Origin of the sequence: Chelatococcus sambhunathii (genome assembly GCF_001418005.1) — a bacterium.
GTDB lineage: Bacteria > Pseudomonadota > Alphaproteobacteria > Rhizobiales > Beijerinckiaceae > Chelatococcus_A > Chelatococcus_A sambhunathii.
This window is the reverse complement of the sequence record NZ_LIOL01000002.1, coordinates 607,376-621,752: the sequence shown is the minus strand read 5'-3', so window position 1 is coordinate 621,752 and position 14,377 is coordinate 607,376. Positions and strand designations below refer to the sequence as shown.

At 69.3% G+C, this 14,377-nt stretch carries 13 protein-coding genes; 6 read left to right on the top strand and 7 right to left on the bottom strand.

Annotated elements, in window-relative coordinates:
• Positions 1 to 19: 19 nt before the first annotated feature.
• Positions 20 to 1,354, bottom strand: a complete 1,335-nt coding sequence (locus tag ASC46_RS06420; RefSeq protein WP_055458427.1) for a UDP-glucose dehydrogenase family protein — start codon at positions 1,352 to 1,354, stop codon at positions 20 to 22.
• A 130-nt stretch (positions 1,355 to 1,484) separates the two neighbouring features.
• Between ASC46_RS06420 and ASC46_RS06415 the strand changes: the two genes are divergently transcribed.
• Positions 1,485 to 2,495 (top strand): asparaginase, encoded by a 1,011-nt coding sequence (locus tag ASC46_RS06415; RefSeq protein WP_055458512.1) that lies wholly within the window; start codon positions 1,485 to 1,487, stop codon positions 2,493 to 2,495.
• Positions 2,496 to 2,499: 4 nt separating this feature from the next.
• Here ASC46_RS06415 and ASC46_RS06410 read toward each other — a convergent pair whose 3' ends face one another.
• The 3 genes from ASC46_RS06410 to meaB are packed head-to-tail and all read right to left on the bottom strand — an operon-like array spanning position 2,500 to position 5,636.
• Positions 2,500 to 3,867 carry a TIGR03808 family TAT-translocated repetitive protein gene (locus tag ASC46_RS06410; protein WP_055458426.1) on the bottom strand — a complete coding sequence of 456 codons (1,368 nt, stop codon included), beginning with the start codon at positions 3,865 to 3,867 and terminating at the stop codon, positions 2,500 to 2,502.
• 60 nt (positions 3,868 to 3,927) lie between these two features.
• A complete protein-coding gene (locus ASC46_RS06405) occupies positions 3,928 to 4,632 on the bottom strand; it encodes a pyroglutamyl-peptidase I (protein WP_055458425.1) in 705 nt (234 codons plus the stop codon).
• Positions 4,633 to 4,646: 14 nt separating this feature from the next.
• Positions 4,647 to 5,636 (bottom strand): methylmalonyl Co-A mutase-associated GTPase MeaB, encoded by a 990-nt coding sequence (gene meaB / locus ASC46_RS06400; protein WP_055458424.1) that lies wholly within the window; start codon positions 5,634 to 5,636, stop codon positions 4,647 to 4,649.
• Between the two features lie 178 nt (positions 5,637 to 5,814).
• Here meaB and ASC46_RS06395 point away from each other — a divergent pair, with 178 nt between their 5' ends.
• Positions 5,815 to 6,852, top strand: coding sequence for an alpha/beta hydrolase (locus ASC46_RS06395; RefSeq protein WP_055458423.1), 1,038 nt, complete (start codon positions 5,815 to 5,817; stop codon positions 6,850 to 6,852).
• A gap of 12 nt (positions 6,853 to 6,864) precedes the next feature.
• Here ASC46_RS06395 and ASC46_RS06390 read toward each other — a convergent pair whose 3' ends face one another.
• Positions 6,865 to 7,605 (bottom strand): DUF3750 domain-containing protein, encoded by a 741-nt coding sequence (locus ASC46_RS06390; protein WP_055458422.1) that lies wholly within the window; start codon positions 7,603 to 7,605, stop codon positions 6,865 to 6,867.
• Between the two features lie 219 nt (positions 7,606 to 7,824).
• Between ASC46_RS06390 and ASC46_RS06385 the strand changes: the two genes are divergently transcribed.
• The 4 genes from ASC46_RS06385 to ASC46_RS06370 all read left to right on the top strand — a co-directional run bounded on the left by ASC46_RS06385 (position 7,825) and on the right by ASC46_RS06370 (position 10,104).
• Entirely contained in the window at positions 7,825 to 8,646 is an 822-nt protein-coding gene (locus tag ASC46_RS06385; protein ID WP_055458421.1) for a lysophospholipid acyltransferase family protein, read from the top strand.
• Positions 8,647 to 8,713: 67 nt separating this feature from the next.
• Complete coding sequence (locus ASC46_RS06380) at positions 8,714 to 9,226, top strand: DUF2975 domain-containing protein (RefSeq protein WP_157672317.1); 513 nt, start codon at positions 8,714 to 8,716, stop codon at positions 9,224 to 9,226.
• Positions 9,227 to 9,234: 8 nt separating this feature from the next.
• Complete coding sequence (locus ASC46_RS06375; RefSeq protein WP_055458419.1) at positions 9,235 to 9,468, top strand: helix-turn-helix domain-containing protein; 234 nt, start codon at positions 9,235 to 9,237, stop codon at positions 9,466 to 9,468.
• Positions 9,469 to 9,564: 96 nt separating this feature from the next.
• The gene (locus ASC46_RS06370) at positions 9,565 to 10,104 is read left to right on the top strand and encodes a hypothetical protein (protein WP_141659659.1); all 540 of its coding nucleotides are present in this window, start codon (positions 9,565 to 9,567) and stop codon (positions 10,102 to 10,104) included.
• A 184-nt stretch (positions 10,105 to 10,288) separates the two neighbouring features.
• Here the strand turns inward: ASC46_RS06370 and scpA are convergent, their stop codons facing one another.
• Positions 10,289 to 12,451, bottom strand: a complete 2,163-nt coding sequence (scpA, locus tag ASC46_RS06365; protein WP_055458417.1) for a methylmalonyl-CoA mutase — start codon at positions 12,449 to 12,451, stop codon at positions 10,289 to 10,291.
• Positions 12,448 to 14,355 (bottom strand): methylmalonyl-CoA mutase subunit beta, encoded by a 1,908-nt coding sequence (locus ASC46_RS06360; RefSeq protein WP_055458511.1) that lies wholly within the window; start codon positions 14,353 to 14,355, stop codon positions 12,448 to 12,450. Before ASC46_RS06360 ends, scpA begins: the two co-directional genes overlap by 4 nt.
• Positions 14,356 to 14,377: the final 22 nt, after the last annotated feature.

Genomic DNA, 14,377 nt, shown 5'->3' with positions numbered 1-14,377 from the left:
AGGCGTGAGGATGCCGCCGTCACATCAGCCCGTCGGCATCCGCAGCTCCGTCGGGTCGTCCGACGCTGACGTACAGGAAGCCGCGGCGGGCCATCTCGTCGGCGCGGTAGATGTTGCGCAGGTCGACGACGATCGGCGCCTTCATCTGCCCCTTGACCCGGTCGAGATCGAGGGCGCGGAAGGCGTTCCATTCAGTGACGATGACGAGCGCATCCGCGCCTTCGACGCAGTCGTAGGCATTGTCGCAATAGGTGACGTGCTCGAGCAGGCTCTGGGCCTGCTCCATACCCTCCGGATCATAGGCGCGGATCCTCGCCCCGCTATCCTGCAGCGCGGTGATGATCGACAAGGCCGGCGCCTCGCGCATGTCGTCCGTGTTGGGTTTGAAGGTGAGGCCGAGGACAGCCACCGTCTTGCCGCGCACCGATCCGCCGCAGGCTGCGATCACCTTGCGCGCCATGGCGCGCTTGCGCTGGTCGTTGACGGCGGCGACCGTCTCGACGATTCGCATGGGCGAACCCGCGTCCTGAGCCGTCTTGATGAGGGCGAGCGTATCCTTTGGGAAGCAAGAGCCGCCATAACCCGGCCCGGCATGCAGGAACTTGCCGCCGATGCGGTTGTCGAGGCCGATGCCGCGCGCCACTTCCTGCACGTTGGCGCCCACCTTCTCGCACAGATCCGCGATCTCGTTGATGAATGTGATCTTGGTGGCGAGGAAGGCGTTGGCGGCGTACTTCGTCAGTTCCGCCGTGCGCCGGCCGGTGTAGAGGATCGGCGCCTGGTTGAGGTAGAGCGGGCGGTAGACCTCGGCCATCACCCTGCGGGCGCGCTCGTCGTCGGTGCCGATGACGATGCGGTCGGGCCGCTTGAAATCTGCGATGGCCGCGCCCTCGCGCAGGAATTCCGGATTGGAAACCACGGCGAAATCGGCGTCCGGCCGCGTCTCGCGCACGATGCGCTCCACCTCGTCGCCCGTGCCGACAGGCACGGTCGATTTGGTGACGATCACGGTATAGCCGTCCATGACCTTCGCGATATCGCGCGCCGCCTGGTAGACGTAGGAGAGGTCGGCGTGGCCGTCGCCCCGCCGCGAGGGCGTGCCGACCGCGATGAAGACGGCGTCGGCCGAGCGCACGGCTTCCGTCAGATCGGTGGCGAAAGACAGGCGCCCTTCCTTGACATTGGTGGCGACGAGATCGTCGAGCCCCGGCTCGAAGATCGGGATGTCGCCCCGAGTCAGGGCCTCAATCTTGGCCGGATCCTTGTCAACGCAGGTCACGACATGGCCGAAATCGGCGAAACAGGCACCGGAGACGAGGCCGACATAGCCGGAACCGATCATTGCGACGCGCATCGAGACACCCTGATGGTGGAGCGGAGGATCGCCGAGGGCTTTAAAGCGTCGGCGGGCGAGGGGCAAGGAACCCCGCAGTTTGACAGGGGCCCGGTCGCTGCGCAAAAGAGCGCCAAACGGAGAAGGCATGATGACGGATCCTGTCCTGGTCGAGGTCACGCGTGGCGATGTCGTGGAATCGGTTCACCACGGCGCGCTCGCCGTGGTCGATGCCGACGGAGCGGAGGTGCTCGTACTCGGCGATGTGGACCGGCCGGTCTTTCCGCGCTCTGCGGTCAAGGTCATCCAGGCGCTGCCGCTCATCGAGAGCGGCGCGGCCGACCGCTATGGCCTGACGGACGACGAACTGTCGCTCGCCTGCGCCTCTCATTCCGGGGAGCCGCGGCATGCCGAGACGGTGGCGCGCATGCTCGCCCGCGCGGGGCGCGAGCCAGCCTGCCTTGAATGCGGCGCCCACTGGCCCATGGGGCAGGAAGCGGCGCGCGCGCTCGCCCGCACCGGGGCCGAGCCGACGGTCCTGCACAACAACTGTTCCGGCAAGCATGCCGGCTTCATCTGCGCCGCCTGCGCCATGGATGTCGATCCCGCTGGCTACATCGAGCCCGGCCACGCGCTGCAGCGGGAGGTCAAGGCGGCGATGGAGGCGCTGACAGGCTTTGCGCACAGGGACGAACTGCGCGGCACGGACGGCTGCTCCATTCCGACCTATGCCGTGCCGCTGCGGGCGCTCGCCCGGGCCTTTGCCCGCATCGGCACCGGGACCGGCCTCACGCGGGAGCGGGCCGCCGCCTTCGCCCGCCTCAGGGCGGCTGTCGCGGCCCACCCCTTCATGGTGGCCGGCACCGGCCGCTTCGACACCATCCTCATGGAGGCGCTCGGCGCGCGGGCCTTCGTGAAGGTCGGGGCGGAAGGCGTCTATTGCGCCACCTTTCCGGAGCTCGGCCTCGGCATCGCTCTCAAGTGCGACGATGGGGCAGCGCGGGCGGCCGAGGTGGCCATGGCGGCCCTCGTCGAGCGCTTCCTGCCGCTGTCCGCGCAGGAGGCGGAGGCCGTTGCCGCGCTGTCGCGCCCGCAGATGCGCAACTGGAACGGCCGCCTCGTCGGCACCATGCGGCCGGCGGCGGCGCTCGCCAGCGGCTGACGCGTCAGGCGACGGCATTTCCGGTCACCACGATGCCGGTTGCCCGCGCATCCGGGCGGGCCGTCAGATCACCCGTGACGGCCTTGTCGTATTCGTAGCCGACAACGGCACCCTCGCGGGCGCCGGAGATGACGTTGCCCGAGATCACGGCGCTGCGCTCCTTCGGCACGAGGCTGACGCGGATGCCGGTCCGCGCGTTGCGTATGACATTGCCGGTCACGGCGATGTTGCGCATCGCCCAGGACCAGCCGACGCTGATGCCCTTGTCCTCCGCATCCTCGATGACATTGCCGGTGACGCTCGCCTCGGCCTCGACGTGAATGCCGGTGCCGCCGGCGAGCACGCCATCATAGGAGCGGGGGCGGTGGCGCAGGCCGCGCAGCAGGTTGCCGCTGCACACCGAAAGACGGCCGCCGTGGTCGAGGTTGGTCATGGAGATGCCGCTCATCGCCTCCTCGACCACGTTGTTGGCGATGATCGTACCTTCGAAGGCGAATTCGGCCCACAGCGCCGTCTCGCCGAGACGCGCGCAGTTGTTGCCGATGATCTGGCAGGCGGAGCCCGAATTGTTGCGGATCGCGGACAGGGCGCAGTCGCGCACGGTGTTGCCGCTCACGAGGACGCCGCCAGCCCGGAAGATGCTGATGCCGTTGCCGTATTCGCCCGTGCCGCCGGCATCGGCTGCGATGTGCGAGATCCGGTTGCCGGCAACGACAGTGCCGTCGTCTCCCTTCTCCGAACGCCAGACCTGGATGCCGTTGCTGCCGCAGCGGGTGACCGTGTTGGCGGTGATCGAGAGACCGGTCGCATCAATGGAGAACAGGGCCGAATGGCTTGCCTCCGAAAACGCAGACCCCGTGACGCGGCCGCCGCAACCCGCCAGATGAAGCGCGATGCCACCGGCCTTCTCGAAGCGGCAGCCGTCGATCTCGACCTCGCGCACGCCCGCGAGCGTCACGAGGCCGGCGCGATCGGGCAGCGGGCGGGACAGCCCGTCGAGGCGCAGTCCGTAAAGGGCGATGGACTGGGCGTTCCGCGCCGTGAGCATCGGCCCGCTGCCGGCATGGACGAAGGTGGTGAGGCCGGGCGCGCCGACGAGCCGCGCCCCGTCGGGCAGCGCCACCGCGGCGATGCGGTAGCGCCCCGGAGGGACAAGGAGCGGCGCGCTCCGCCGGGCCGCCTCCGCAAGCGCCGCAGCGAGCCGGGCGGACTGGTCCTCTTCCGTATTGGGCCGCAGGCCGAACGGGAGCGCCGAAATGCCGAGGGCAGCGGCCATGCCGTCAGCCTCGCGGCCGATCGCGGAGCCCGCCGCGAGCGGCGCGGCGCCGGCGAGGGCGGCGGTCATCAGGATGAGGCGGCGGCTTTCGTCCATGGGCAGTGTCCTTTTAGAAGGCCATGGACACAAGATCCGTGCCGGCTGCCTTGTCCCGGATCAGGACATTTGCCTGCGGGCGCTTTCCCGGACGAGAACGATGGCGGCTGTCTCGAGGGCGCGGGCCATGGCGGCGAGGGTGGGGCGCCGGACCTTTGCCGGTGCGCCTGTCTGCGGCGAATCCTTGCGCGTCGGGCGAGGCGTCGGGCTGCTCGCCCAGGCACTCGGCATCGGCACGTGGATGAAGACGACCGGGATCGACGGGCGCTTATCTTCAAGCTGGCCGAGCGCGGTGAAATAGCTGGCGTTGCACAGATAGCGGCCGGCGTCGATGGACCGGCGGACCGGCATGCCCGTGCCCGCCATCGCCACCTTCAGGCGTGCGAGCGGGGCCGGCGAGCGGCGCACCAACGGAGCGCCCTTCGCAAGCGCCGCCCCGCGATGGGTCTTGCCCGAGGCGTCGGGGGCCGTCCTGTTGGCCTTGTTGACCGCGCGCGTTTCCACCCGCACGTGGCGGGCGCGGGTGGCGACGCCGAGCATCAGGACCGCCCGCGGCCGCGCGGCGGCCAGCCGGGTCGGCAAAGCCTTGTCCAGGATGGCGTAGCGCGTTCGGAAGACGTGGTGCTCCGCCCTGATGCCGAGCCGGGCGAGGCGCCGGCTGCCGCCGACGCGCTCGGCGAGCACCGCCGTGGGATTGACCGGCACACGCGGGAAGGGCCCGAAGCCGGTGATGAGAATGTCGCAGCGCTTGTTCCGTTTAACCATCTGGTGTTGGCCCGTCAAAGCCCTAGCAAGGACGCGATCTCGTCGGCCGCCACTGTCGCCGCGAGCTTTCCCGCCGCGACCTCAGCCTCGAGCGCCGGCACGCGCTTGCGCACCTGCGGATCGGCCCGCAACCGCGCATGCAGCCGATCCTCCACCATGGCCCACATCCACTTCACCTCCTGCGCGCGTCGCTTCTGCTGCAGTTCGCCCGTCGCCGTCATGCGCTCCCGGTGGTCGACGACCTTCTCCCAGAGGACGTCGAGGCCGACGTTGGCAAGGCCGGAGATGGTGATGACGGGCGGCGACCAGGTCGGGCTCGCGGGCGCGAGAATGTGCAGGGCGGCGCGATAGTCGGCCGCCGCGGCCTTGGCGCGAGTCGCACCCTCGCCATCCGCCTTGTTGACGGCAATCATGTCCGCCATCTCGACGATGCCCTTCTTGATGCCCTGCAGTTCGTCGCCCGCGCCCGGCAGCATCAGCACGAGGAAGAAATCCGTGAGGTCGGCCACCGCCGTTTCCGACTGGCCGACGCCCACCGTCTCGACGAGAATGACGTCGAAGCCCGCCGCTTCGCACAGGAGCATCGTCTCGCGCGTCTTCGCCGCGACCCCGCCGAGCGTGCCGGAGGAGGGCGATGGGCGGATGAAGGCGTTCTCGTCAATGGCGAGCCGCGCCATGCGCGTCTTGTCGCCGAGGATCGAACCGCCGCTGCGCTGCGAGGAAGGGTCCACCGCGAGCACCGCCACCTTGTGGCCCGCCGCCGTCAGATTGGAGCCGAGGGTGTCGATGGTGGTCGACTTGCCGACGCCCGGCACGCCCGTGATGCCGACGCGCACGGCCCCGCCGGTGCGCGGCAGTACCGTCTGGATGAGCTCGCGCGCCAGCGCCTGGTGGTCGCCCCGGCGTGATTCGACGAGCGTGATGGCGCGCGCCAGCGCCGCGCGCTCGCCCCTGGCGAGGCGTGCGGCAAGATCGGGCAGGGCGGAGCGGTCGAGGCGTGTCATGTTACGCTATAGTTGCCACAGATTCGCGCATCGAGGTGGGATGAATTCCGCATACGGAGCGCTGCGGGCCGGGCGTACCGTCGCAGGCCGGCCTTTGCCACCTTTTGCCCTATCTTCGCCCACAATCGAACGCCAAAAGGGACCCGTCCCAGAAGCCCCGGCAAACCGAAGCCCGTTCATGCCCCATCGTTTGTCCCGCCGCGTCCTGCTGCGCCTCGCGCTCGTCAATGCCGGCGCCGCCACGCTCGCCGGCTGTTCCAGCGCCATCGGCGCTTTTGACGGTGACAGCGCGCCGGCGTCCGCCCTCGGATCGTCGCCGATGGGCGCGCGCGGCGGCCCTGTCGTCTATGCCGTGACGACACGCGCGCCGGTGAACGGGGCGAGCGAGCGGCCTTGGTTCGGTTCCGCCCGAGCCGGCGGCACGCGCGCCGTCGCCGTGCGGTTCGATCCGCCGCCAGAGACATTCTTCGGCCGCATCGGCTCGACGCTTTCGGGCGACTGGCGCATCAACGCCGTCGAGGCCCTGGGCAACAATGATCCCGTCGCCGCGCTGACGCTGGAGGCGGGTGGACGCGACGTGCTGGTCTATGTTCACGGCTACAACCAGAGCTTCGAGCGTGCCGCGATCGACGCGGCGGAACTGACGCGCGCCATCGGCTTTTCCGGGGCGACGGTCAGCTTCTCCTGGCCGTCGAAGGAGGGGCTGCTCGACTACGGCTACGACCGCGAGAGCGCGTTGTGGTCGCGCGACGCCTTCCAGGATCTGCTCGAGGCACTGGTGCGCAACGCCATGGTGGGCCGCGTCCACATCGTCGCGCACAGCATGGGCACGCTCCTGACGCTGGAGACACTCCGCCAGCTCTGGGCAGTGAGCGGCAGCGCGGACGTTGCCGCGCGCTTTGGCGCGATCGTCTTGGCTTCGCCCGACATCGACGTCGATCTCTTTGCAACCGGCGTGCAGCGCATCGGCCCGCTGGCGAAGCACATCACGGTGATTTCCAGCGTCAACGACCGGGCGCTCGCCGTCTCGAGCCGTCTTGCCGGCGGGGTCTCGCGCGTCGGCGCCGCCGACCGGGCCGTGCTGGAGCCGCTCGGCGTCAAGATTGCCGATGCCTCGGACTATGGCTGGGGCATTATCAGGCACGATCTGTTCCTGACGAACAAGGACGTGCGCGGCGTGATCAAGCGGGCCGTGGAGCGCCGGACCTGGGATTGATCGTGAAGTCGCTCAGACGAGCGCCAGCCGGCCGAAGCCGGGCAGTTTCAGCGCGGGCTGGCGCAGGTCGAGCCCGGCGACAAGTCCGAAAAGGTTGATTTCAAGTCCCTCGACCCAAGCGACCGTTATGCCGAAGAGTCCGCCGAGCGCGACCTGGAAACCGGTGCCGCTCGGCGCGAGGCCGGCATAGATCATCTCGACATGGTAGTCCTTTCCGAGTGCCGTCGGCGGCAGCGCGACGCCGAGCTGCGGCACGCGGGCCACGACATGGGCGACAAAGCTGTTCGAATTCGGCCCCGGCCAGACGCGGTAGCTACCTCGCTCGCGGAAGGGATAATCCGCGATCGCCGCCCGCACGGCGGGTAGCAGAGCTTCCGCCGCCTCGCCTTCGATGGCGGCGACGAGCTCGGGCATGTTCCCATACCAGCGCCCGTCGGGCGCCCAGCCGTCGCGTCGCACAGGCGTGCCCCAGCCCACCTTGTCGTAGCGCTCGTAGGGGACGGCGCCCGCCTCCTTGACGACGAGCCAGGTGTGATGCGCCACGGCGCCTTTCCAGCGCCCGGTGCGAGCCGCATAGATGTGGATGATGGCCGGGCTGTCGGCGACCGGCGCCGGCAGGAGGCCGCTGCTCGTCCAGTCGGCGCCGCTCCAGGAGCGGGGATGGCCGTGGCCCATCCACATGAGCGCATGGGCGCCGAGCGGCAGGAGGAAGACGAGCACGAAGGCCGCGAGGGCAAGGCGCATGAGACGCATGAACAACCGGATGCCGACTGCCGCGGGAGCTGTCAATTCACGGGACGGCGAGGGGACGCACCGTCGTTCCGCGAGCGTGAGGCGAAAAAGGGCCACGCTGCCCGGCGTCCGGCGGAGCTCCCCGCGCGTCAGGTCGCCGTAATGCATCTGCCGCAGACAGCGGTGCGCCTGGGTCCGGGTAGACAGGGCCCGGGCCGGTGCAACCGACAGGGTGTTTTCATGATGTCCGGTGCCTCTCCGCATCGCGCCGCCGACGGCGCGCCTTCCGCCTGCGAGACGCCTTCCGAAGATCGCTTCAACCCGCCACTCGCCATCCGGGCGGGCAGCTTCGCCCTTGCGGGCTATCTGCGCCTCGTGGCGCGCACGACCCTTTTCGGTGTGCGACGGGGCCGGCAACCAGACGGCGCTGCCATCTTCGCCATGTGGCATGGCCAGCAGCTGCTCTCATTCGCTGCCCGCATGGACGAGCGGCCGGTGGCGGCACTCGTCTCCACCCATCGGGACGGGGCTCTTATCGGCGCTGTCTGCGCGCGCCTCGGCCTCACCGTCATCCACGGATCTGGGGCGGAAGACCCGCGGCAGGCGCGGCGTAAGCGTGGCGCGTTTGCGTTCCGCGCCATGCTGCGGGCGCTGGCCAAGGGCACCAGTGTCGCCCTCACCGCGGACGTGCCGAAGCGCGCCCGCATCTGCGGGCCCGGCATCATCCGTCTCGCCCTTCATTCCGGCCGGCCGATCTACCCGCTTGTGGCGGTGACCAGCCGGCGCATCGACCTCGCCAACTGGGATCGGGCGAGCATCCCGCTCCCCTTCGGTCGCGGTGCCATCGTCATCGGCGAGCCGGTGCTGGTTCCGTCCGACGCGACGGCCGGCCATTGCGAGGATCTGCGCGGCCGGCTCGAAGCCGCGCTTGATGACGCCATCGCGGCGGCTTACGGCGCGATCGGCCACCGCGATCCGGGCGCTGGCCTCATTCACGGCACGGCGGGGGAGCGGGAGGCTGCAACCGGGCCATCACGGCGCGCGTTTCATGTTTATCGATAAATCTGATTGCTGCCGAAGCCCGTCCGGACTAGCGTCTGCAGACATTGTCACCATGTGGGAATGGGTGATGCCTACGGTTCAAATCTACAGCCGGCGCCTGTCGCTGGTCACCGCAGTCCTGCAATGGCTCGTGCCTCTCGCATGGATCGCCATTGCGACGGTGGCGACCATGCATGGCGATCCTGAATTGCCGGGTGGTCCGGCGGATGCGAGCCAGTTGCAGCTTTCCAGCAAGATCGCCTTTGTCTTGCTGACCAGCATTGCGCCGCTGCTCCTCGGCTTGATGCTGCGGGAACTGCACCAGCTGCTGCTGCTCTATGCAGGCGGAGAGGTGTTCACGGCGCCGGCGGTGGTGCGCATCCACCGCATGGGTGTCCTCCTCGTCGCCTATTCCCTGGCCGACCAGGTCGCATTCCTGGCGGCGGGCCTCGTCCTCTATTTCACCGAGCGGCTCACCGAGGTGCCGCTCGCCTACCAGCTTCATCTCGGCGAACTGTTCATCGGGCTCGTCGTCATCCTGCTCGGCCGCATCATGGGCATGGCCTGCCGCATGCAGGACGAACTGAGCCTGACGGTGTGAGCCGGGCAATGGCGATCATTGTCAACCTCGATGTCATGCTCGCAAAGCGCAAGATGCGCCTCGGCGATCTGGCGGCTGCCGTCGGCATCTCGATCCAGAACCTCTCCGTGCTCAAGACCGGCAAGGCCCGCGCCATCCGCTTCTCGACGCTCGACGCGCTCTGCCGGCATCTCGACTGCCAGCCGGGCGACATTCTCGCATTCGTGGATGACGGCTGTCCTCAGCCAATCGACGATGATTGATTTCATGTTTATCGAGAAAAATTAATTGACAAAAATGTTATTCGCCCTAGGTTGACGGGAGCGTTTCTGCGATCCCGACTTGGGGAGGTGCATGCCATGATCCGTGAGAGGCGAGCGGCCGATGCCACCGGGCGTGCCGTCCGGCGAGGCAGGCTCGGTGCCCTTGGCTGGCCGGCTGCGGTATTGAGCCTGGTCGCCCTCGGCGCATTTGCTATCGCCATGGAGCGGTCGGCGCCGCAGGATGAGGCGCTGGTCGCCGCCGCAGTTCGCGCGGCCTTGGCACGCGATATGGAAGGGCGCCTCGCGCTCTCTTCTTCACCGGCCTTCGCCGCCCTGGAGGCGCGGCACCCGGGCCTCTGGTTCCGCGCCTGCGACGGCAACGGCGAATGCCTGTCCTACGGCCCGGTGCCGGACACGCTGGGTCCGCCTGAAGCCGGCGGAGGCAAGACGGGGCAGCCCCATGTCGGCGGCGTGACCATCGCCGCCGGCGTCGCACGGCAAACCGGGTTGCGAGGGCTCGGTCTCGCCACCCTGCGCGTCATGCTCGAGGCCCTCACGACCGTCGGCGGCATGGGCACAGGCGAGCATGCGAAATACCGGCTCTACTCTTATGCGCATCACCCGGCGGGAATGTAGGGGCGGCACAGCCAGCCGGGCCACGTCGGGTCTTCCCGACCGCTCCCAGCTTCAGGATACATTGATGGCGTCTGGCGATGTCGTCCGGCACGAGGGCCGGCCACTGCGAGGACCTGAGCCGCTAGCTTGAAGCTGCACCCGATGACGCCATTGCCGCGATCGCCGGCCCGGTGGATCGTGCCCGCTACTCTGCGGCCTGCTTCGGCTCGTAGCCGAGGCGGCGGTTGAGCTCCCTGATGAGCTTCTCGGCCGCTTCGGCGATCACCGTGCCCGGCGGGAAGATGGCCGAGGCGCCGGCCTTGGTCACGGCCTCGTAGTCCTGCGGCGGCACGACGCCGCCGACGACGATCATGATGTCCGGCCGGCCCTGCTTCTCGAGTTCCGCCTTCAGCTCCGGCACCAGCGTCAGGTGCCCGGCGGCGAGGGAGGAGACGCCGACGATGTGCACGTCGTTCTCCACAGCCTGGCGGGCAGCCTCCGCCGGGGTCGCGAACAGGGGGCCGATATCGACGTCGAAGCCGAGGTCGGCGAAGGCCGAGGCGATCACCTTCTGGCCGCGGTCGTGCCCGTCCTGGCCCATCTTGGCGACGAGGATGCGGGGCCGGCGGCCGTCGTCATGCTCGAAAGCTTCCACGAGGGCGAGAACACGCTCGACGGCATCGCTCATCGCGCCGACCTCCCGTTTGTAGACGCCGGAGATGGCCTTGATCTCCGCCCGGTGGCGGCCCCAGACCTTCTCCAGTGCCGCGGAAATCTCGCCGACCGTCGCCTTGGCCCGGGCGGCATCGACGGCAAGGGCGAGCAGGTTGCCCTCGCCGGTGTCGGCGGCCTTCGTCAGGGCCGCGAGCGCCGCCTCCACCGCCGGGGCGTCGCGCTCGGCCCGCAGGCGCTTGAGCTTGTCGATCTGCGCCGCGCGCACGGCCGAATTGTCGACTTTCAGCACCTCGATCGGCGGCTCGTCGTCCGGGCGGAAGCGGTTGACGCCGATGACGGCCTGCTGGCCGGAATCGATGCGTGCCTGCGTCCGCGCCGCCGCCTCCTCGATGCGCAGCTTGGGGATGCCGGCCTCGATGGCCTTCGCCATGCCGCCGAGCTCCTCCACCTCGCGGATGTGGGCCCAGGCCCGCGCGGCGAGCTCGCCCGTCAGCCGCTCCACGTAGTAGGAGCCGCCCCACGGGTCGATGATCCGCGTCGTGCCGCTCTCCTGCTGCAGGAAGAGCTGGGTGTTGCGCGCGATGCGGGCGGAAAAGTCCGTCGGCAGCGCGAGCGCCTCGTCGAGGGCGTTGGTGTGCAGCGACTGGGTGTGCCCCTGCGTCGCCGCCATGGCCTCGATAGCCGTGCGCGTGACGTTGTTGAACACGTCCTGCGCCGTCAGCGACCAGCCGGAGGTCTGGCAATGGGTCCTGAGTGCCAGCGACTTGTCGTTCTTTGGCGAGAAGCCCTTGACGAGCTTCGCCCACAGGAGGCGCGCGGCCCGCAGCTTCGCCACCTCCATGAAGAAGTTCATGCCGATGGCCCAGAAGAAGCTGAGCCGCGGCCCGAACTGGTCGATGGTGAGCCCGGCCGCGAGGCCGGCGCGGATATATTCGACGCCGTCGGCGAGCGTATAGGCGAGCTCGAGGTCCTGCGTCGCCCCCGCCTCCTGCATGTGGTAGCCGGAGATGGAGATGGAGTTGAACTTCGGCATATGCGCCGAGGTGAAGGCGAAGATGTCCGAGATGATGCGCATCGACCCCCTGGGCGGGTAGATGTAGGTGTTGCGCACCATGAATTCCTTGAGGATGTCGTTCTGGATGGTGCCCGCGAGCTTCTCGGGCGGCACCCCTTGTTCCTCTGCCGCGACGATGTAGAGCGCCAGCACCGGCAGCACGGCGCCGTTCATGGTCATAGACACGCTCATCTCGTCGAGCGGGATGCCCGCGAACAGCGTGCGCATGTCGTAGATGGAATCGATGGCGACCCCGGCCATGCCGACGTCGCCGGCGACGCGCGGATGGTCGCTGTCATAGCCGCGGTGGGTGGCGAGGTCGAAGGCCACGGACAGGCCCTTCTGCCCGGCGGCGAGGTTGCGCCGGTAGAAGGCGTTGGAGTCCTCGGCCGTGGAGAAGCCGGCATACTGGCGCACGGTCCACGGCTGGTTGACGTACATGGTAGGATAGGGGCCGCGCAAATAGGGTGGCAGCCCGGGGAAGGTGTCGAGGAAGTCCAGTCCCTTGCGGTCTGGCTCGCCGTAGTGCGGCTTGACCAGGATGCCCTCGGGTGTCAGCCACGGCTCTCCCGCGGCACCGGCCGTACCGGGCGGCATGGCGGCGAAGGGAACGTTCGCAAAGTCCGGGATCCGCGTCATGACATCCCTTTCCGAGCCGGCGTGGCCGCTGCCTGTGCCTTGGTAAGCAGGGCGAGCGCATCGCAGCCCATGAAAATATAGTCCTCGACGCCGGCGCCGGCCAATCGCGCGGCGAGCGGCTCGGCCGGACGGCCGGCGAGCCAGATGGCTGTGGCACCGGCCCCCTTGAGGGCGGCAGCCGCCGCTTCCCCCTCCGTCTCGTAGGCCTCGTCCGTGCCGCACAGGCAGGCGATGGCGGCGCCAGATCCGGCGAAGGCGGCGGCGAGGGCTGCGATGTCGGTCGTGCCCCGCGATCCGGCAAAGCCGTCGTTCGTCAGCGCCGCGATGCCGCCGGCCTCGAAGAAGTTGCGGGCGAAGGTCGACCGCGCGGTGAAGGCGGCAAGCGGTCCCAGATTGGCGAGGAAGATGGACGGGCGATGGCCGCAGCGGACAAGCGTATCATCGCTCGCGTCGCGCAGCGCCTCGAACGGTTCCGCGTCCCGCATCGACGGCAGCGGCTCGGCCAACAGGGCCGCGTCTGCGGACAGGGCAGGACCGACCTCGTCCGGCGCCGGCATGAGGACGGCGACCGGCGCCTCGCCGAGATGCGGGAATTCGCTCGTGCCGGTGATCGGCGCCTTGCGCGTGGCGATGTCGCGTCTGGCCTTTTCGCGTGTTTCGGCGATGCGCGCCTGCTCGTGGCCGGCGGAGAGGCTGGCGAGAATGCCGCCCTCACGCTCGATGGTCTGGAACAGGCCCCAGGCCCTTTCGCACAGCGCCTCGGTCAGCGCCTCGAAGGCGCCGGATCCGGCGGCGGGGTCGGTGACGCGCCACAGGTTCGATTCCTCGGCGAGGATGAGTTGGGTGTTGCGGGCCATGCGCCGGGCGAAGCCATCGGGCAGGCCGAGCGCGGCCGTGAAGGGCAGCACCGTGATGCCGTCCGCACCGCCGAGAGCGCCGGAGAAGGTGGCGACCGTCGCCCGCAGCATGTTGACCCAGGGATCGCGCTTCGTCGCCATGCGCCAGGCGGTCTCGGCATCGAGGCGGATCGGCCGCGACGCGAGGCCGCAGACGTTCTCGATCCGCGCCCACAGGCGCCGCAAGGCGCGGAACTTGGCGAGGGTGAAGAAGGCGTCCGCATCCGCCGGCATGAGGAAGGAGAGGAGCGGGGCTGCCTCTTCCGGGGCGATGCCGGCCTCTTCCAGCACGCGCAGATAGAGGACGCCGGTCGCGAGCGCGGCCGCGAGCTCCTGCGCCGGCCCGGCGCCGGCCTCGTGCCAGGCGCGCGTATCGACACGCAGGAGGCCGCGGGCAAAGCCCTTGGTGCTGAGGTCCGCGACCGTGCCGGTCAGCCGTTTCGCGAGTTCCGGCCAGGGGAGCGGCAGGCGGCCGGTACGCGCGAAGTCGCCGACTGGGTCGAGGCCGAAGTCGATATCGAGGCCGGAGGCCGGCAGGCCGCGCCGCGCCGCGTGTTCGGCGACGATGGTGGCGACGCGGCGGCCGTCGAATGGCGCCGTCTCGAGCCGGATGCGCACAAGTTCGAGCAGGACGCCCGATAGCGCGGCGGCCAGAGAATCGGCATCCGCCAGCGTCAAGCCGAAGCCGCGTGCCGTTGCCGAGCCGGCGAGAGCGAGCACGAGCCCGCTCGCCCCTCCTTCGAGATCGGCGAGCGCCAGCCGGTTGGCCTCGGTGGGGTCGGGATGCTCGATGCGCTGCAAGACCTGCCATGGTTCGGCCTCGGCCCGCCCGAGGGGCGGTGGCGCAGCTTCGGCCTTTCCATAGAGAGGCTGGACGACGATGCCTTCGCGGCTGCGGAAAACGAGCTTCTTCTCGAAATCCGCTCCCTTCAGGGCGCGTTCGACCTGGGCGAGCCAGTCGTCGCGGGTGGCCTGGGGAAATGCAGCAGCGAGCTCAAGGTCTTCGATCACGCGTTGCGGCCTCGTGCGA